General features: G+C 43.9%; 26 protein-coding genes. 22 read left to right on the top strand and 4 right to left on the bottom strand.

Annotated features, from left to right (window positions below; translation table 11 throughout):
• Nucleotide 1: 1 nt before the first annotated feature.
• From rplX to KFE98_03670, 21 genes are all read left to right on the top strand, one after another.
• Nucleotides 2-322 carry a 50S ribosomal protein L24 gene (gene rplX / locus KFE98_03770; protein UTW63285.1) on the top strand — a complete coding sequence of 107 codons (321 nt, stop codon included), beginning with the start codon at nucleotides 2-4 and terminating at the stop codon, nucleotides 320-322.
• Between the two features lie 2 nt (nucleotides 323-324).
• A complete protein-coding gene (rplE, locus tag KFE98_03765; GenBank protein UTW63284.1) occupies nucleotides 325-870 on the top strand; it encodes a 50S ribosomal protein L5 in 546 nt (181 codons plus the stop codon).
• Nucleotides 871-879: 9 nt separating this feature from the next.
• Nucleotides 880-1149, top strand: a complete 270-nt coding sequence (gene rpsN / locus KFE98_03760) for a 30S ribosomal protein S14 (GenBank protein UTW63283.1) — start codon at nucleotides 880-882, stop codon at nucleotides 1147-1149.
• Nucleotides 1150-1169: 20 nt separating this feature from the next.
• Complete coding sequence (gene rpsH, locus KFE98_03755) at nucleotides 1170-1568, top strand: 30S ribosomal protein S8 (protein UTW63282.1); 399 nt, start codon at nucleotides 1170-1172, stop codon at nucleotides 1566-1568.
• Between the two features lie 18 nt (nucleotides 1569-1586).
• Complete coding sequence (rplF, locus tag KFE98_03750) at nucleotides 1587-2138, top strand: 50S ribosomal protein L6 (protein ID UTW63281.1); 552 nt, start codon at nucleotides 1587-1589, stop codon at nucleotides 2136-2138.
• 9 nt (nucleotides 2139-2147) lie between these two features.
• Nucleotides 2148-2501, top strand: coding sequence for a 50S ribosomal protein L18 (rplR, locus tag KFE98_03745; protein ID UTW63280.1), 354 nt, complete (start codon nucleotides 2148-2150; stop codon nucleotides 2499-2501).
• Nucleotides 2502-2508: 7 nt separating this feature from the next.
• Complete coding sequence (rpsE, locus tag KFE98_03740; protein UTW63279.1) at nucleotides 2509-3027, top strand: 30S ribosomal protein S5; 519 nt, start codon at nucleotides 2509-2511, stop codon at nucleotides 3025-3027.
• 10 nt (nucleotides 3028-3037) lie between these two features.
• Nucleotides 3038-3220, top strand: coding sequence for a 50S ribosomal protein L30 (gene rpmD / locus KFE98_03735; GenBank protein ID UTW63278.1), 183 nt, complete (start codon nucleotides 3038-3040; stop codon nucleotides 3218-3220).
• 16 nt (nucleotides 3221-3236) lie between these two features.
• Nucleotides 3237-3680, top strand: coding sequence for a 50S ribosomal protein L15 (gene rplO, locus KFE98_03730; protein UTW63277.1), 444 nt, complete (start codon nucleotides 3237-3239; stop codon nucleotides 3678-3680).
• 13 nt (nucleotides 3681-3693) lie between these two features.
• Nucleotides 3694-5046, top strand: coding sequence for a preprotein translocase subunit SecY (secY, locus tag KFE98_03725; GenBank protein UTW63276.1), 1353 nt, complete (start codon nucleotides 3694-3696; stop codon nucleotides 5044-5046).
• Nucleotides 5046-5840 carry a type I methionyl aminopeptidase gene (gene map, locus KFE98_03720; GenBank protein UTW63275.1) on the top strand — a complete coding sequence of 265 codons (795 nt, stop codon included), beginning with the start codon at nucleotides 5046-5048 and terminating at the stop codon, nucleotides 5838-5840. Before secY ends, map begins: the two co-directional genes overlap by 1 nt.
• Nucleotides 5833-6051: a translation initiation factor IF-1 gene (gene infA, locus KFE98_03715; GenBank protein ID UTW63274.1), complete on the top strand. Its 219-nt coding sequence runs from the start codon at nucleotides 5833-5835 to the stop codon at nucleotides 6049-6051. Before map ends, infA begins: the two co-directional genes overlap by 8 nt.
• A gap of 8 nt (nucleotides 6052-6059) precedes the next feature.
• On the top strand, nucleotides 6060-6176 hold the full coding sequence (ykgO, locus tag KFE98_03710) for a type B 50S ribosomal protein L36 (GenBank protein ID UTW63273.1): 117 nt from the start codon (nucleotides 6060-6062) through the stop codon (nucleotides 6174-6176).
• A 10-nt stretch (nucleotides 6177-6186) separates the two neighbouring features.
• Nucleotides 6187-6564 carry a 30S ribosomal protein S13 gene (gene rpsM / locus KFE98_03705; GenBank protein ID UTW63272.1) on the top strand — a complete coding sequence of 126 codons (378 nt, stop codon included), beginning with the start codon at nucleotides 6187-6189 and terminating at the stop codon, nucleotides 6562-6564.
• Between the two features lie 10 nt (nucleotides 6565-6574).
• Nucleotides 6575-6958 (top strand): 30S ribosomal protein S11, encoded by a 384-nt coding sequence (gene rpsK, locus KFE98_03700; protein ID UTW63271.1) that lies wholly within the window; start codon nucleotides 6575-6577, stop codon nucleotides 6956-6958.
• Between the two features lie 29 nt (nucleotides 6959-6987).
• Nucleotides 6988-7596, top strand: coding sequence for a 30S ribosomal protein S4 (gene rpsD / locus KFE98_03695; protein UTW63270.1), 609 nt, complete (start codon nucleotides 6988-6990; stop codon nucleotides 7594-7596).
• Between the two features lie 96 nt (nucleotides 7597-7692).
• Nucleotides 7693-8682: a DNA-directed RNA polymerase subunit alpha gene (locus KFE98_03690; protein ID UTW63269.1), complete on the top strand. Its 990-nt coding sequence runs from the start codon at nucleotides 7693-7695 to the stop codon at nucleotides 8680-8682.
• Nucleotides 8683-8716: 34 nt separating this feature from the next.
• Entirely contained in the window at nucleotides 8717-9310 is a 594-nt protein-coding gene (rplQ, locus tag KFE98_03685) for a 50S ribosomal protein L17 (protein ID UTW63268.1), read from the top strand.
• A gap of 73 nt (nucleotides 9311-9383) precedes the next feature.
• Nucleotides 9384-10505, top strand: coding sequence for a glutamine-hydrolyzing carbamoyl-phosphate synthase small subunit (gene carA / locus KFE98_03680; protein UTW63267.1), 1122 nt, complete (start codon nucleotides 9384-9386; stop codon nucleotides 10503-10505).
• Entirely contained in the window at nucleotides 10502-11788 is a 1287-nt protein-coding gene (eno, locus tag KFE98_03675) for a phosphopyruvate hydratase (GenBank protein UTW63266.1), read from the top strand. Before carA ends, eno begins: the two co-directional genes overlap by 4 nt.
• A 121-nt stretch (nucleotides 11789-11909) precedes the next feature.
• On the top strand, nucleotides 11910-13199 hold the full coding sequence (locus KFE98_03670; GenBank protein UTW63265.1) for a citrate synthase: 1290 nt from the start codon (nucleotides 11910-11912) through the stop codon (nucleotides 13197-13199).
• An 81-nt stretch (nucleotides 13200-13280) separates the two neighbouring features.
• Here KFE98_03670 and KFE98_03665 read toward each other — a convergent pair whose 3' ends face one another.
• Nucleotides 13281-13901, bottom strand: coding sequence for a hypothetical protein (locus KFE98_03665; GenBank protein ID UTW63264.1), 621 nt, complete (start codon nucleotides 13899-13901; stop codon nucleotides 13281-13283).
• A 337-nt stretch (nucleotides 13902-14238) separates the two neighbouring features.
• The gene (locus KFE98_03660; protein ID UTW63263.1) at nucleotides 14239-14649 is read right to left on the bottom strand and encodes a hypothetical protein; all 411 of its coding nucleotides are present in this window, start codon (nucleotides 14647-14649) and stop codon (nucleotides 14239-14241) included.
• Nucleotides 14650-14977: 328 nt separating this feature from the next.
• Between KFE98_03660 and KFE98_03655 the strand changes: the two genes are divergently transcribed.
• Nucleotides 14978-15301, top strand: coding sequence for a helix-turn-helix transcriptional regulator (locus KFE98_03655; protein UTW64633.1), 324 nt, complete (start codon nucleotides 14978-14980; stop codon nucleotides 15299-15301).
• Here KFE98_03655 and KFE98_03650 read toward each other — a convergent pair.
• Both KFE98_03650 and KFE98_03645 read right to left on the bottom strand, forming a co-directional pair.
• Nucleotides 15298-16707, bottom strand: coding sequence for a DEAD/DEAH box helicase (locus KFE98_03650; protein UTW63262.1), 1410 nt, complete (start codon nucleotides 16705-16707; stop codon nucleotides 15298-15300). The two genes, KFE98_03655 and KFE98_03650, sit on opposite strands and share 4 nt — an antisense overlap.
• An 81-nt stretch (nucleotides 16708-16788) precedes the next feature.
• The gene (locus KFE98_03645) at nucleotides 16789-18564 is read right to left on the bottom strand and encodes an acyl-CoA dehydrogenase family protein (GenBank protein ID UTW63261.1); all 1776 of its coding nucleotides are present in this window, start codon (nucleotides 18562-18564) and stop codon (nucleotides 16789-16791) included.
• Nucleotides 18565-18572 lie beyond the last annotated feature (8 nt).

The following is an 18572-nucleotide window of genomic DNA, read 5'->3' as shown; positions in this document are numbered from 1 at the left end:
GATGAAAATCCACATTAAAAAAGACGATACGGTAAAAGTGATTGCCGGATCCTACAAAGGCAAAACCGGAAGGGTTATGTCCGTAGATCGTGAAAAATACAGAGCGGTTGTGGAAGGTGTTAACGTGATTAAAGTTCACGCCAAGCCAAGCGCCACTAACCCTGACGGTGGAATTGTTGAGAAGGAAGGTACCGTACACATTTCCAACTTGATGCTCGTTGACAAGAACGGGGACGTAACCCGTGTTGGCCGCATGAAGAATGCTGAAGGAAAAACTGTACGCTATTCCAAGAAGTCTAAAGATAAACGGGAGGAGATTTAATTATGTATCAGCCCAGATTGAAAAAAACGTACCGGGAGACTATCGTATCCAACTTGATGGATAAGTTCCAATACAAGTCTTCCATGCAAGTGCCTAAACTGGAGAAGATTGTTATCAGCCAGGGTATGGGTAAAGCAACTACTGACAAAAAGATTTTGGAAGTAGCTGTTGAAGAGTTATCTATGATCGCAGGTCAGCGCGCTGTTTCTTGTAAAGCCAAGAAAGACGTGTCTAACTTTAAGATCAGAAAAGGGATGCCAATTGGTACCAAAGTGACTCTTAGAAACGATAATATGTACGAATTCCTGGATCGCCTGGTTGCCTTGGCTCTTCCACGTACTCGTGACTTCCGCGGAATTAGCCCTAAAGGGTTTGACGGACGTGGAAACTACACATTGGGTATCAAAGAGCAAATCATCTTTCCGGAAATCGATATCGATAAGATCAAATCGATCAATGGTATGGATATCACTTTTGTGACTTCAGCCGATACCAACGAGGAAGCTCGTGCATTGTTAGACGAATTTGGATTACCCTTTAAAAAATAAGACAGAAGGATGGCTAAAGAATCAATGAAAGCAAGAGAGCGCAAACGCGAAAGAATGGTTGCGAAATTTGCCGAAAAGCGTGCTGCTCTTAAAGCTGAAGGAAATTGGGAAGCTCTTCAGAAACTTCCTAAGAACTCTTCTTCCGTTCGTTTGCACAACCGTTGTAAACTAACCGGAAGACCAAGAGGATACATGCGTCACTTCGGTATTTCCAGGGTGACCTTCCGTGAAATGGCTGTACAAGGCTTGATTCCCGGAGTGAAGAAAGCGAGTTGGTAGAATAGAGACAAGAAGGAATTATGTATACAGATCCTATAGCAGATTTTTTGACCCGTATCCGAAACGGTGTACAGGCCAAACATAAAGTAGTTGAGATTCCTGCTTCTAACCTTAAGAAGCAGATGACCAAGATCCTTTTTGAGAAAGGGTACATCCTGAACTACAAATTCGTGGACGAAAAACCACAAGGTAAAATTATGGTCGCTTTGAAATACAATGCCGATGGCAAGACCAACGCGATCAAAAAGATTACCCGTATTTCTAAGCCAGGTTTACGTCAGTATACCAGCGCTAAAGAAATGCCACGCGTACTGAACGGATTGGGAGTGGCCATCGTGTCTACATCTCAAGGTGTGATGACGGATAAAGAAGCAAGAAATTTGAATGTTGGCGGAGAGGTTCTTTGCCACGTGTATTAATCAGATAGACAATTAGAAATGTCACGAGTAGGAAAAGCACCTATAGCAATACCTGAAAGCGCAACCGTTACCGTTGATGGTAACGTTGTGAACGTTAAGGGTCCTAAAGGAGAGCTGTCTCAGGAGTTGTCGGATCACGTAAGCGTGAAAATCGAAGACAACGTTCTGACTCTTGAAAGGAAAGATGACAGTAAAGATTCCCGTGCAAGACACGGTTTGTTCCGTGCTTTGATCAATAACATGATCATTGGAGTTACACAGGGATATAAGAAAGAATTGGAAATGATCGGTGTTGGTTACCGTGCTACCGCTAAGGGGCAGGAACTGGAACTGGTTGTAGGATTTTCCCACAACGTGCTGATCCAATTGCCTGAAGAAGTTAAGGTAGCAGCACAAACTGAAAGAGGTAAGAATCCTTTGATTCAGTTAGAGTCTCACGACAAGCAGTTGCTTGGAATGGTGGCCTCTAAAATTCGCTCCCTTAGAAAGCCTGAGCCTTACAAAGGAAAAGGTATTCGTTACGTAGGTGAGTACATCCGTAGAAAAGCAGGTAAGTCAGCAGCTAAATAAGTTTGAGAGATGGCACTAACGAAATTACAGAGACGTAGCAGAATTAAGAAGAGAATCCGCAAAATCGTTAGCGGTGACGCAAGTACTCCAAGATTGTCTGTATTCAGAAGCAACAAGGAGTTTTACGCTCAGTTGATCGATGATGTATCAGGAAAAACCCTGGCATCTGCATCTTCTTTAAATGATAAACAAGCCGCTGAAGGAAGCAAAAGCGACCAGGCTGCTTATGTAGGAAAAGTAATTGCCGGTAAAGCGGTAGAAGCTGGGATCGAAACCGTAAAGTTCGATCGTAACGGTTATTTGTATCACGGAAGAGTTAAATCTTTTGCTGACGCGGCAAGAGAAGGCGGACTCAAATTCTAATCGGATAATGGCAAACGCAAATATTAAACGAGTAAGATCCAGCGAGATCGAATTGAAAGATAAGCTGGTTAACATCCGCCGGGTGACTAAAGTAACCAAAGGTGGACGTACTTTTAGTTTCTCCGCTTTGGTTGTTGTGGGAAATGAGAATGGTGTAGTTGGATTTGGAACCGGTAAAGCGAAGGAAGTAACCTCTGCTATTGCCAAAGGAATTGACGACGCTAAGAAGAATTTGGTAAAAGTTCCTATCATTAGAGGAACTATTCCTCACCAACAAAGAGCACGTTATGGTGGATCTGATGTATACTTGCAGCCAGCTTCACACGGTACCGGGGTAATTGCCGGTGGTGCGATGCGTGCAGTATTGGAAAGCGTTGGTGTAACTGACGTATTGGCAAAGTCTAAAGGTTCCTCTAATCCACAGAACGTGGTTAAGGCTACAGTTAAGGCTTTGACTGAATTGAGAGACGCTTACACTGTGGCAAATCACCGTGGTGTGAATGTGAACAAAGTATTTAACGGTTAAGAATAAGACCATGGGTAAGATTAGAATCACTCAAGTACGTTCCGGAATTAATCGTCCGGCTAGACAGAAGAAGACTTTGGAAGCTCTAGGTCTGAAAAAAATGAATCAAACCGTAGAACATGAAGCTACTCCTCAAGTTGTAGGAATGGTGAAAAAGGTGGCTCACCTTGTTCAAACGGAAGAGGTTAAATAGATAAGAACCAGGAAAGATGAAATTAGAGAATCTGAAACCGGCAGAAGGATCGGTAAAAAGTAAGAAGCGCATCGGACGTGGGGAAGGAAGTGGAAAAGGCGGAACCTCCACACGTGGACATAAAGGTGCTAAGTCTCGTTCAGGATACTCTCGTAAGATTGGATTCGAAGGAGGTCAGATGCCCCTACAACGTCGTGTTCCAAAATTCGGTTTCAAGAACATTAACCGCGTTGAATATAAGCCTATCAACCTGAGCACGCTTCAGGAATTGGCTGACAAGAAGATTACTGAGGTAAATCAAGAAATTTTGGTAGCTAATGGATTGGCTTCTAAAAATGATTTGATCAAAATTCTCGGTAACGGTGAATTGAACGCGAAAATGAAAGTGACGGCTGACGCCTTTTCGGAAAAAGCTAAAAGCGCAATTATTGACCAAGGCGGAGAAGCATTGACCGCTTAATCAGAACAACCAAATGAAGAGATTAATAAGGACATTTGTAAACATTTATAAAATAGAAGATCTACGTATTCGAATCCTGAATACGTTGTTCTTTTTGCTTATTTATCGTTTGGGCTCGTTTATTGTTCTTCCGGGTGTAGACTCGGTTATGTTGGAACAATATGCCAGCCAGGGTACAGGACTTGCATCATTGTTAAACATGTTTGCGGGAGGTGCTTTTTCACGAGCATCTGTGTTTGCCCTGGGTATTATGCCTTATATCTCGGCATCGATTGTTATGCAGCTGCTGGGAATTGCAGTTCCTCAGTTTGCTAAGATGCAGAAAGAAGGAGAAAGCGGTCGTAAGAAAATTACACAGTGGACTCGTTTGTTGACTATCGCCATCTGTTTGGCTCAGGCTCCAGGGTATATCGCTACTCAGGTGCCAGCTGAAGCTATGGTAAGCAGCGGACCATTCTTCTGGATTTCTTCTACCGTTCTTTTGGTTACTGGTACCATGTTCGTAATGTGGTTGGGTGAGAAAATCACCGACAAAGGACTGGGTAACGGTATCTCCTTGTTGATCATGATCGGTATTATCGCCAACTTCCCAACAGCTATCATCTTTGAATTTGAGAGCCGTTTGGGTGTTGAAGCTGGTGGTACAGTGTTGTTCCTGGTTGAGATGGTATTCCTTCTTTTGGTTACCGTAGCTACTATCCTGTTAGTACAGGGTGTACGTAAGGTACCGGTTAATTTTGCGAAAAACGTAGTAGGTAGCCGCCAGTACGGTGGAGCTCGTAACTACATTCCATTGAAAGTAAATGCTTCTGGTGTAATGCCAATTATCTTTGCTCAGGCTTTGATGTTCTTGCCAATGACTTTGGTTGGATTCTCTTCTGATGAGTCCAGTGCATTGACCAGTTTTGCATCCGTATTTGCGGACATCACAGGGTTCTGGTACAACTTTACCTTCTTTGTGTTGATTATTGCATTTACATATTTCTATACCGCGATTACCATTAACCCGAATCAGATGGCAGATGACCTGAAGAAGAACGGTGGGTTTGTTCCCGGTATTCGTCCTGGAAAAGCTACGGCTGATTTCTTGGACAACATTCTTTCAAAAATTACTCTCCCTGGATCTATTTTCTTGGGAGTGATAGCCATATTACCTGCATTTGCTATGATCGCAGGAGTAAGTACTCAGTTTGCTTACTTCTTTGGTGGAACCAGTTTGTTGATCATGGTAGGGGTAATTTTGGACACACTTCAGCAAGTAGAAAGCTACCTGTTGATGCGTGAATATGACGGACTGATGAAGTCTGGAAAAATTAGTGGTCGTTCTACGGCTGGTGCTTATGGCACCGGAGGAGCAGCAATCTAATGGCGCAGATCTTTTACAAGACTGACGAAGAGATTGAGATCCTCCGCGAGAGTTGTTTGCTTGTTGGCAAAACCCTGGCGGAAGTAGCTAAACGAATTGAGCCTGGAGTTGTTCCGCTCGATTTGGACAAGATCGCAGAGGAGTTTATCCGCGATCATGGAGCTAAGCCAGGATTTAAAGGATTTGGCGGATTTCCAAATACCCTTTGTTTCTCAGTAAATGAGCAAGTGGTACACGGGATTCCTACAAATAAACCGCTTGAAAACGGGGATATTGCCTCGATTGATTGCGGAGTTGTTCTTAATGGTTTTTGTGGTGACTCAGCTTACACCTTTGAAATTGGTGAAGTTGCTCCGGAAGTGAAAAAGCTTTTGGAAGTAACCAAAGAAAGTTTGTACCTCGGTATTGAACAAGCCATAACTGGTAATCGCATTGGTGATATTGGTTATGCAGTTCAAACTCATGCGGAAAATCACGGCTATGGTGTGGTTCGTGAATTAGTCGGTCATGGGTTGGGGCGCGATCTTCATGAAGGTCCCGAAGTTCCTAACTACGGGAAGCCAGGAAGGGGTAAGATGTTGAAAACCGGAATGGCATTGGCAATTGAGCCAATGATCAATCTGGGAGTACGGGGCGTGAAACAATTGAACGATGGCTGGACCATTGTAACACGTGACGGAAAACCTTCAGCGCACTTTGAGCACGATATTGCCATCAGGAACGGCAAGGCAGATATTCTGTCAAGTTTTGAAGAGATAGAAAAGGTATTGGATAATAAAAAAAAGTATGCCTAAACAGTCATCGATAGTACAGGACGGTAAGATCATCGAAGCCCTGTCCAATGCTATGTTTCGCGTAGAACTCGAAAACGGTCACGTGATCACAGCACACATTTCTGGTAAAATGCGGATGCACTACATCAAGATTTTGCCAGGGGACACGGTAAAGGTGGAAATGTCTCCTTATGATTTGACGAAAGGTAGAATTACTTACAGATACAAATAAGGATTGAGATGAAAGTAAGAGCATCTTTGAAAAAGCGTAGTGAGGATTGCAAGATCGTCAGAAGAAAAGGACGCTTGTATGTGATCAACAAGAAGAATCCTAAATTCAAACAAAGACAAGGTTAATAGTTAAGTTATGGCCCGGATTACAGGTGTAGATTTACCAAAGAACAAAAGAGGAATTATCGGCCTTACCTACATTTATGGTATTGGTCCCTCGAAGGCGAAAGAGATTTTGGAAGCGGCTGAGGTCGATCCAAGCATTCGTGTGAAGGATTGGGATGACGATCAATTGTCAAGAATTCGTAGTTACATCAACTCTGAATTGAAGGTTGAGGGTGCACTTCGCTCGGAAGTACAACTAAACATCAAGCGATTGATGGATATTGGTTGTTACCGTGGAATTCGCCACCGTAACGGTCTGCCCCTACGTGGTCAGCGTACGAAGAACAACTGCAGAACCAGAAAAGGAAAGAGAAAAACGGTTGCAAACAAGAAAATTGCTTCCAAATAGTAGATAGATCATGGCAAAATCAAGTGCAAAAAAGTATAAGGTTAAGATTGATGCCGTTGGAGAAGCTCACGTTAGAGCATCTTTTAACAACATCATTATCACTTTGACCAACTCACAAGGACAAACTATCTCCTGGTCATCTGCTGGGAAAATGGGATTCCGTGGTTCGAAGAAGAATACTCCTTATGCTGCTCAGCAGGCAGCCCAAGATGCGGCTAAACCGGCTTACGAGGCAGGATTGAGAAAAGTGAAGGTGTACGTTAAAGGCCCGGGTTCAGGTAGAGAATCTGCTATCCGTAGCCTGCACAACGCTGGTATTACCGTGATGGAAATTGTGGACGTAACTCCACTTCCACATAACGGATGTCGCCCACCAAAGCGCAGAAGAGTTTAATTAGTTCAAGAAGAGAAAAGCAATAAGCAATGGCAAGATACAGAGGCCCCAAATCAAAAATTGCACGTAGGTTTAACGACCCGATTTTTGGTGCTGATAAATCACTGGATAGAAAGGCATATCCTCCCGGACAACACGGCCCAAACAAGCGTCGTATGAAGCAGTCCGAATATGCACTGCAATTGGCCGAAAAACAAAAAGCTAAGTATACTTACGGTATTCTTGAGCGTCAATTCTCGAACTTGTTTGACAAAGCATCCCGTTCTAAAGGAATTACAGGTGAGAACCTGTTGAGATTGTGTGAAGCCCGTTTGGATAACACCGTTTTCCGTTTGGGTATTTCAACTACTCGTCGTGGTGCTCGTCAGCTGGTTACTCACCGTCACATTACTGTTAATGGAACTGTAGTGAATGTACCTTCATACCACGTACGTCCAGGTGATGTTGTAGCGGTTCGCGAAAAGTCTAAAACCTTGGAAGTTATCCGCAACTCTTTAGGGGCTTCTAATGTATCTAAATACCCTTGGTTGGATTTTAACCGCGAAACTCTTTCTGGTACTTTCGTTCAAGAACCTCAAAGAGATGAGATTCCAGAAAATATCAAGGAGCAGCTAATCGTAGAATTGTATTCTAAATAATAATTAATCCCATTGGATTGGGGCTAAAGGGTTGGTTAGATTTCTTCACTCTCTCCAACCGCGCAACCCTGAAACAATTAAAAAGAAGAAAAAAATATGGCAATCCTAGATTTTCAGAAGCCCGATAAGGTAATCATGATTGAGTCAGACGAGCAAAATGGTCGTTTTGAATTCAGACCATTGGAGCCTGGCTATGGAATTACCATCGGAAACTCATTAAGACGTATCCTTCTGTCTTCTCTTGAAGGTTTTGCAGTGGTATCTGTAAAATTAGAAGGTGTTGATCATGAGTTCTCCACTTTGAAGGGTGTTTCGGAAGATATTACCGAAATCATTCTGAATCTGAAGCAAGTTCGGTTTAAGCAACAAATCGAAGATATTAACAGCGAAAAAGTGATCATCAAAGTAAGCGGAAAGGAAACTCTTACCGCTGGTGATATCGGTCAGTTTACTTCTGCCTTCCAGGTATTGAATCCTGACTTAGTGATCGCTCACATGGACGAGTCCGTAGACATCCAGATGGAATTGACCATCAATAAAGGTCGCGGATATGTTCCTGCTGAAGAAAATAAATCTGATTTGGCTATTGGCGTAATTCCGATCGATGCCATTTTTACTCCTATCCGCAACGTGAAATACTCGGTTGAAAACTACCGTGTTGAGCAAAAGACGGATTACGAGAAATTGATTGTTGATATTGAAACAGACGGGTCCATTCATCCTAAAGATGCTTTGAAAGAGGCCGCTAAGATTCTTATCCACCACTTTATGTTGTTCTCTGATGAGAAGATCACGTTGGATACAGAAGAAAAAGCTTCTGAAGAAGAATTCGATGAGACTTCATTGCACATGCGTCAATTGCTTAAAACCAAATTGGTTGATTTGGACTTGAGTGTACGTGCATTGAACTGCTTGAAAGCAGCGGAAATCGATACCCTCGGAGATCTTGTACAGTACGACAAAAACGACATGCTGAAGTTTAGAAACTTTGGTAAGAAGTCTTTGACCGAACTGGAAGAATTGGTAGAGGCGAAAGGATTGTCCTTTGGAATGAACTTGTCCAAGTACAAGTTAGACAAAGACTAAGAAGAGGAAGGTTTAAAGAGGAATATTTGTTGAGATGAGACACAATAATAAAACAAACAGCTTAGGTAGAAAAGCCGGTCACAGAAAGGCGATGATGGCAAATATGGCCAGCTCCCTGATCGAGCATAAGCGCATCAACACGACTGTTGCTAAAGCTCGTGCACTAAGACGGTATGTAGAGCCTTTGATCACCCGATCAAAAACGGATTCTACTCACTCCAGACGTGTGGTGTTTAGCTACCTTCAAAATAAAGTGGCAGTTTCCGAACTGTTCCGCGAAGTGGCTCCTAAAATTGCCGACAGACCAGGTGGATACACCCGCATTATCAAAACAGGATCTCGTAAGGGTGACGGTGCTGAAATGTGTATGATCGAACTGGTTGATTTCAACGAACTGTACGGTCAAGATGCCAAGAAGAAGACTACCCGTCGTCGTCGTCGCGGTGGATCTGCTTCTACTGCTCCTAAAGCGGAGGCTCAAGCTGAAACAACTGAGGCTGCTGCTCCTGAAGCAGAAGCGAAAGTTGAAGAAGCTCCTGCCGCTGAAGCTGCTCCAAAAGCAGAAGCGAAAGCTGATTCTGATAAAGGATCAGAAGAAAAAAGCAAAAAGGAAGGAGACAAAGAATAGAATTGAATCCTACACTCAAACAATACAAAAAAGGATAGGGCAACATTGCCTTGTCCTTTTTTTTTGATCTAAAATGAAGTATCACGAAAGACCCAAAGCCACATTGCTACTCGAGGATGGTAGCGTGTTTTATGGCAAAGCAGTAGGTAAAATTGGTACCGCCACCGGTGAGATCGCGTTTAATACCGGAATGAGCGGATACCAAGAAATTTTTACTGATCCCTCTTATTACGGGCAGATTCTTTTGCTCACAACATCGCATATCGGGAACTACGGTGTTAACGATAAGGAGATTGAATCGGACTCTATCAAGATTGAAGGTCTGGTTTGTAAGAAATTCTCTGAGGATTTTTCTCGGGTAGATTCCACAGGATCTCTGCAGAATTACTTTGAAGAAAATGACCGCGTAGGTATTTCTGATATTGATACCCGGGAATTGGTCCGCCATATCCGTCACAAAGGAGCGATGAATGCCATTATTTCTTCGGATATCCAGGATTTGGATGAGCTTAAAGCAAAACTTGCTGAAGTGCCATCTATGGACGGGTTGGAATTGGCCTCTAAGGTTTCTTGTACTGAGCCTTATTTCTTCGGTGATGAATCGGCTTCGATTCGTATCGCTGTGTTGGACTTAGGAGTAAAAAGAAACATTCTTCGTTGCTTGGCCGATCGCGGAGCCTACTTAAAGGTGTTCCCATACAATACACCGGCAAAGGATATTCTGGATTGGAATCCGGATGGAATCATGTTGTCCAATGGCCCTGGAGATCCATCGGCTATGAAAGATACCATTGCAACGGTTAAGGAGTTGGTGGATACCAACACACCGACCTTTGGAATTTGCCTGGGACACCAGGTATTAGCCCTTTCTCAAGGACTAACTACTTCAAAAATGTTTAACGGTCACCGTGGAATTAACCACCCGGTTAAGAATCTGGTTTCCGGACATTGTGAAGTGACTTCCCAAAACCATGGATTCGTGGTAGACTGGGAAACGGCGGAAAAAGATCCTCGGATCGAAATCACGCATCGTCATTTGAATGATAATACGCTTGCGGGACTTAAGGTAACCGATCGTAAAGCATTCTCGGTGCAGTATCACCCTGAATCGTCGGCTGGACCCAATGATTCCCGTTATCTATTTGATGATTTTATTACCCTGATCAAAACCTCTAAAAACATACCAGTACAATGAGCGCAATCATTGATGTAACCGGAAGACAAATTCTGGATTCTCGGGGAAACCCAACTCTTGAAGTAGAAGTATTTACCGAAAGTGGAGCTGTTGGCCGTGCCGCTGTTCCTTCTGGAGCCTCTACGGGAGTGCACGAAGCTGTTGAACTTCGCGATGGCGATAAGGACTATTACCTGGGCAAAAGTGTTTTGAACGCTGTAGACCATGTGAACAACGATATTGCTGAGTCCTTGATCGGTGTACCCGTATCTGATCAGAACGATATTGATCAACTTTTGCTTGATCTGGATGGTACCGAGAACAAAGGAAAGCTAGGTGCGAATGCAATCTTAGGTGTTTCTATGGCTGCGGCAAAAGCTGCTGCTGCCTATCATGGACAGCCTTTGTACCGCTATGTGGGCGGTGCCAATGCCAATACGCTTCCTGTACCGATGATGAACATCCTTAACGGAGGTTCCCACGCAGACAACAAAATTGACTTTCAGGAATTCATGATCATGCCTTTTGGCGCCGATCGTTTTTCGGAGTCTCTACGCATGGGCGTGGAAGTGTTTCATCACCTGAAAACGGTTTTGAAGAAAGCCGGATATTCGACGAATGTGGGTGATGAAGGTGGATTTGCACCAAACCTACAATCCAATGAAGAAGCAATCGAGTTTGTTTTGAAAGCGATCGAATCTGCTGGTTACCGTCCAGGAGAAGACATTTGGATTGCTATGGATGCTGCGTCAAGCGAATTCTACAACAAAGAAGAGCAGGTTTACCATTTCCACAAATCCGATGGTCGCAAATTGAGCGCTGGCGAGATGGTGGATTACTGGGAAAGCTGGACCAAGAAATACCCGATCGTATCCATTGAAGATGGAATGGACGAGGATGACTGGGCAGGCTGGAAATTGTTGACCGAAAGAATTGGAAATAGCTGTCAGTTGGTGGGAGACGATTTGTTCGTGACCAACACCAAAAGATTGCAAAAGGGAATCGATGAGTCGATTGCTAACTCCATTTTGATCAAAGTAAACCAGATTGGAAGCTTGTCCGAAACCATGAATGCGGTTGCATTGGCTACTGCTAACTCATATACTTCGGTAATGAGTCACCGATCAGGGGAGACGGAAGATGTAACTATTGCTGATTTGGCAGTAGCGATGAATACAGGACAGATCAAGACAGGAAGTGCTTCCCGTTCGGATCGTGTGGCTAAATACAACCAGTTGCTTCGCATTGAAGAAGAGCTTGGATCGGCTGCGAAATTTCCTGGAAAAAACTTCAAATTTCTTTAGCGATTTCGCATTAGGAATTCTGAAGCAGTAGTTGTATATTCGCGTGACGCGGGAAATCCCCCACAGAAGGCGAATTTCGACGGTTTTTCAAACGTATTTTTAAACTTGTAACAGGCATAAAATGTCAGACTTTGCAACACTCACCTATAATGGTCAATCCTACGAACTGCCGGTAATTGAAGGTACCGAAAATGAAAAGGCAGTAGATATCAGTAAATTGCGCGGTCAATCCGGGCTAATTACACTGGATCCAGGATTCAAAAACACCGGTTCAACCAAGAGCGGAATTACTTACCTCGATGGTGAAAACGGAGTGTTGAGATACCGTGGATACTCGATTGAGGACTTGGCTGAGAACGCTTCTTTCTTGGAAGTGGCTTACTTAATCATCTACGGTGAGTTGCCGAATAAGGCACAATACGAGAAGTTTTGTAAAGACATTACTGAGCATACCTTGGTTCACGAAGAGATCAAGAATATTTTGGACGGATTTCCTTCAAAAGCTCACCCAATGGGTGTTCTTTCGTCCCTAATTTCTTCTCTGACTGCTTTCTATCCAGAGTCTTTGGATCCTAACCGTTCTGTGGAAGAAGTTAACTTGAGCATTATCCGCATCTTGGCTAAGATGCCTACGATTGCTGCTTGGGCTTACAAAAACGAAGTAGGTCACCCTGTGAACTACCCAGACAACTCTATGGATTATTGTTCGAACTTCTTGAAAATGATGTTCGCTATTCCATCTGAGTCTTACCAAACAGATCCGGTTATTTCCGATGCTTTGAACAAGCTTTTGATTCTTCATGCTGACCACGAGCAAAACTGCTCTACCTCTACCGTTAGAATCGTAGGATCAAGCCACGCCAGCTTGTACAGTTCGGTTTCAGCAGGTATTTCTGCTCTATGGGGTCCACTTCACGGTGGTGCTAACCAGGCAGTGATTGAAATGCTTGAAGCTATCCGCGCCGATGGTGGTGATACAGCTAAGTTTATCGCTAAGGCTAAGGACAAGAATGACCCATTCCGTTTGATGGGCTTCGGACACCGCGTTTACAAAAACTACGATCCTCGTGCTTTAATTATCAAGAAAGCTGCTGATAAAGTATTGGCTAAGCTGGGAGTGAATGATCCTGTACTTGAAATTGCTAAGAGCCTTGAAAAAGTGGCTTTGGAGGATGAGTACTTCATTCAAAGAAAACTGTATCCAAACGTAGATTTCTACTCTGGAATCATCTATCGGGCTATGGGTATTCCAACTCAAATGTTCACTGTAATGTTTGCTTTGGGACGTCTTCCTGGATGGATTGCACAGTGGAAAGAGATGCGTGAAAATAATGAGCCTATCGGACGCCCACGTCAGGTGTACACGGGTTCAACCCATCGCGACTTCGTCAACTTTGTTGATCGCAAGTAAGCGTTAAGAATTATATTGAGTCAGAAAGAGCGGCTAACCTTCTTCGGAAGAAGCCGCTTTTTTTGTGCCTAAAAATTAGGTTTACATTTCCCAGAGAATGGTTTGGTAGCTGATTAGTGAGTAGGAGGTAATGGAGCCATTTGCTTCGTATTCCATCCATTTGATGCGTCCTACCCGTGGGGAGTAAAAGTCTCTTCGAACAGGGAGATCGGCCTTCGCTGAGGCAAACTGAACTACTTCATCCACTTCTGTAAAAATGAGCGAACGAATTTTCATGCGATCCAGTCGCGGAGTTTGGTAGAGCAACTGGTCGTATTGCGGGTGAAAGAGCGTATCGTTAAGTTGAGCGCCACTTCTTTCCCAATAGGAGGGGAGAGAGGTAGACTCCTGATCGGTTGGAGGATTGCTAAACTCTCCTTCTGAGTAGGAATAACTGAAGTCGGCTGGTGATAGTTGACTCTGGATAAAGCAAATCGATTCGTGGTGCTCCTGATTTGGGGCTTGATCACGCTTAGTGCTTCTTACTTTAACCTGAATGAGTTCTCCAGTGCTGTCGTTTTGATAAATCCATTTAGATCCGGCGTCGAAAATATAATTCGACGACCGGAGCTGGCAGGATGGTGAGGTTAGGTTCCGGGTGGTTAGCCCTTGAACGTCATTTTTTTGGCAAGCATGTAGCAAGCTGATTGTGAGCAATGCCAAGAGGGGTAGTAGTTGGGACCTTGAAATTAACATAGGCGACGTGTCTATAAATCTAACAATCGCATTTTTCGGGGAGTTGGGTGCTCGGCATTTTTGAGGGGCTTGCTAAGGCTGAAATTGAGGAGATGAGAATGGGTAGTAGGGGAGGCTGAATAGGCCGGAATAAGGCTGTTTTTGGGCGGTATGAGTGAATTTATTTAAGGGATTGATGGAGGATGAAAAAAAACATCCTCAAACGCCTGTGCCGCCAACCTTTGCAGAAATGTGACCTGGTCACAACCTTAGACTATTGAACTGCAACGGCACCGGCGAATGAGGAATATTTTACTGGAGATATTCAGGGAATCTCCGAAGGGTGTGTTCTGGTTTGAAAGAGCGATCCAATAAACAAAACACCAAAGTAGATGCAAAGACCGACCAGTGCTCGATCCACGAGCCGGTCTTTTTCTTCCCACCCATCCTGCATTAGCCCTAAAGCCATGAGTGAAAACAGCAAATATTGCAACTGGAAGTAAGGTCTTGGAATAGAGCCGTACATCGGCACATGATCAACCTGTCGCATTCTATTGAGTAGCGTCAATAGTCCTACTGAGAATAGAATGCTCAAGGCCAAACCCAAATTGTAGAGCCAAGGCGTAAAAGGATTAAGACTTTGGAAGGCGGTAATGCAACTCACCACCAAAAAAGCCGTGCATTTGGCCAGGGTGCTGTAGGATACATTTACGGGAACCATCCAGTTCGCTTCCATTGTTTAGTTCTTAGTTTTTTCCTCCATTTACATGGAGTAATAATTCGGTTGAAAAAGTTCTTTTTAAATACAAAAAGAACAACTCAAATGTATTAAATTTGAGTTTTTGAGATTCCTGCGAAAAACAAGCCAATCTAACCGATTTTCTTCCTTTTTGCAGATGATACCACAAATATAAGTCAGTTGATTTTCAGTTTACCCCGAAAATCGTATAAGCTTACCCAGTTCTTGGGATAGTCTATACCCTTTTTGGAAAGGCAAAACAGTACGAATGTGTTGCTTTGTCTTTTACTATGAGTTCGCCAACTTCTTAAACACAAGTGGATCGATGGATCTCGCATTGGCCATTCGAATTTTACGAGAATACAAGCATTTTACACAAGAGTATGTTGCCATCCAATTGGGTGTTTCCCAAAAGGTGTATTCAAACTTAGAAAACGGAGTAACCCGAATTCAGGCTACTACATTTTATGAAATATCCCGGGTGTTGGGCTTCTCTATGGATGAGATTGTACGCTTTAGTCGAGAAGGAAACAAAGTGAGGCCGGATCAATTAAATCCCATTTCAAATCCAGCTGAAACCGAAATTAAAATGCTCTACCAAAGGTTGGAAAACCTGGAGCAAGAACTGAAGCAATTAAAAGGCAATTAGGATTTGCCCTGGCCAGAGTTGCCTGAACCTTTTTGGGAATTGTTTCCCTTTCCCGGTGGTCTTTTGCCTTGAGGTTTCTTGCCCGAACGATTGGACTGGTCATTGTTCTTTTTCTGACCACGAAAATTCTTCCCGCCTTTGTTACGGTTGTTCGAATTTCGGTTTTGTCCTCCTCCTTTTCTGCGGTTTCCTCCGCCCTGACGGTACCTGGACTTACCCCGGCCTTTTCTTTTTCGCTTGAGTAACTCATCCGGATTGTATTCCGGACTCGTTCCAATGGATTCCGGAATGGTCAATTTATCCAGTGATCGTTCGATAAGCTCTTCCACATTTAGAAGCTTGAACTGATCATCCCGGTTTACAAAAGAAATAGCTATTCCAGAGCGGTCAGCTCGGGCAGTTCTACCTACGCGATGTACATAATCGGCAGGGTCGTTCGGCATGTCATAATTAACAACATGGCTCAAGCCTTCAATGTCAATTCCGCGGGAAAGAACATCGGTGGCTACCAATATTTTTAGGCTTCCTGCTTTGAATTTGCGGAGTGCTTCGTTTCGCTCATCCTGTGATTTGCCCGAATGCAGGTTTTGAATACTGCGATTTCCACGGTTGAGCTTGCGGTAGATTTTATCGACGCCTTCTTTAGTGGAGGCGAAGATGATCATGTTACTGATCTCCTCAGCTTCGTTATCCAGCAAATGCTCGAGCAAAGCTATTTTGTGCTCGTCATTGACCAGGTATATTTTCTGAACCGCGTTTGCAGCAGGCTTTGCGATGGCCAGGTTTACTTGTACGGGATTCTTCTGAATCTTTTTGGCCAATACCCGAATCTCAGTAGCCATGGTCGCGGAAAAAAGTAGGGTTTGCCTTCCTTCTTGCGGACATAGATTGATGATTCGTTGAATGTCGTCGATAAATCCCATGTCGAGCATGCGATCCGCTTCATCCAGAATGAGTGTTTCCAGGTCATCCAGATTGAGGTAACCCAGATTATGGTGTGCCAGAAATCTTCCGGGTGTAGCGATAATGATATCGACCCCTTGCTGAATAGCCATTTTTTGCCGGGCAAATACATCACCAACACCACCGCCATACACAGGAACGGAGGAAACATCGGCAAAGTAACCGAGAGCGTCTACCTGCTCGTCAATTTGCATAGCCAATTCCCGGGTAGGAACCAAAATGAGTGCCTTAATTCCCTTTTTTTCTGACTTGGATATCTTCTCCAGCAGGGGAATTAAAAAGGCCGCTGTTTTCCCAGTTCCCGTTTGAGCGCAACCGATTAGGTCTTTGCCTTCGATAATGGATGGGATGGCCTGTTCTTGTATCGGGGTGGCCTTTTCAAAACCCATATAAAATATGGCGTCTTTCAGAGGCTCGGAAAGATCAAAATCGTCGAATTTCATACTAATAAACTGTCGGCTCTAAATTGAACAACAAATTAGAGCTGATGAAGTTTGCCAGGTGAAATTATCTCGGGAACGATGTTAATAACAGTAGCGGTTAGCTTCAATCATTTTGGCAGCAATAGCTCGGCGAGCTTCCTTAACATTGACTGGGTCCACCTTAGCAAACCTTTTTAAACCCATCAATTGCAAACGGAGATCGTCTCCCTCAACAAAGGAAGATAGAGCGTCCTTGCCGTGTTTGTGAATGGCATCAGCAGCATCGTAGATGAATAACTGAACCATGGCAATTTGTTCCCTGCAGGATTCTTCTCCCCGCATGCCAACGAGCTTTTCTACACGAAGCTGAATAGATTCGGCAATATACGTCATAATGGCCATGTCTGAGATGTTCATGAGTACTTCCTGCTCCTTGGCCAATTGCATCGCCAATTTTTGAGCCGCTGATCCGGCTACTAAAAGGACTGCTTTTTTGAAGTTGGCAATGGCCTTTTTCTCCTTTGCGAAAAGCCCTTCTTCAGCATCTCCGAATTCAGGAATGCCCATTAACTCATTGGCCACTTTTTGGGCATGTCCCATGAGGTCCAATTCTCCTCTCAGGGCCTTTTTAAGTAACATGTCAACCGTCAGCATCCGGTTAATCTCATTGGTCCCTTCAAATATCCGGTTAATACGAGCATCGCGGTAGGCACGGTCCATTGGAGCTTCTGCTGAGAATCCCATACCTCCATAGATCTGAACACCTTCGTCGATTACGTAGTCGGCTACTTCTGATCCGTATACCTTTAGCATGGCTGCCTCGGCTGCAAATTGTTCCACTCCTTTGAGTAAGGCTTGTCCATGTTCCATTCCGCTTTCTTCGAGAGCCAGAATGGCGTCATCGATGTTTTGAGAGCAACGGTACATGGCAGATTCCAAAGCAAAAGTGCGGGTTGCTTGCTCTGCCATTTTATGACGAATGGCGCCATACTTGGAAATAGGGCGTCCAAACTGATTTCTTTCGTTGGCATAATTCACGGACAAATCGATGGTGCGTTTCGATCCACCCAGGCAGGCCCCTGCGAGTTTAATTCTACCAATATTGAGAATGTTAAGAGCGATCTTAAACCCTTTGCCACGCTCATAGAGCATGTTTTCCACCGGAACTTTACAGTTGTTTAGAAACACCTGAACGGTAGAAGAACCTTTGATTCCCATTTTCTTCTCTTCTGCACCCAGTGAAATTCCTTCGTAACCGCGTTCAACGATAAAGGCACTCAAATCCTCGTCATCGTCAATTTTGGCAAAAACCGTGTACACATCTGCAAAGCCACCATTGGTGATCCACATTTTTTGCCCATTTAAGATGTAGTGCTTTCCATCTTCAGACAAAGTAGCTTTTGTTTTTCCAGAGTTGGCATCAGATCCCGAACCAGGTTCCGTTAAGCAATAGGATGCTTTCCACTCGCCGTTCGCCAGTTTGGGAATGTATTTTTGTTTTTGCTCCTCGTTACCATAGTATAGAATAGGGAGGGTTCCAATTCCGGCATGGGCCGAAAAGGCAACAGCAAATGAATGGCCCGCACCCGTAATTTCGGTGGTGAGCATAGAGGTGACGAATCGTTTTTCAAACCCTCCATATTCTTCCGGAACAGAAATACCAAGCATACCCAATTCTCCAGCTTTTTGAAGCAATTCGGGCATCAGGCCTTCTTCCATCGAATCAATGCGATCAAGGTGGGGAAATACCTCTTGATCCATAAAATCCTGGCAAGTTTGGGCGATCATTTTTTGTTCTTCGTTCCATTCTTCGGGAATAAAAACCGATTGAGCATCAGTTTCACGAATCAGGAATTCTCCTCCTTTAATAGCATCCATTTTTAAAC

Source organism: bacterium SCSIO 12741 (assembly GCA_024398055.1).
Taxonomy (GTDB): domain Bacteria; phylum Bacteroidota; class Bacteroidia; order Flavobacteriales_G; family Salibacteraceae; genus SCSIO-12741.
Note: the sequence above shows the minus strand (reverse complement) of the source record. Positions and strands in the feature narration are given on the sequence as shown.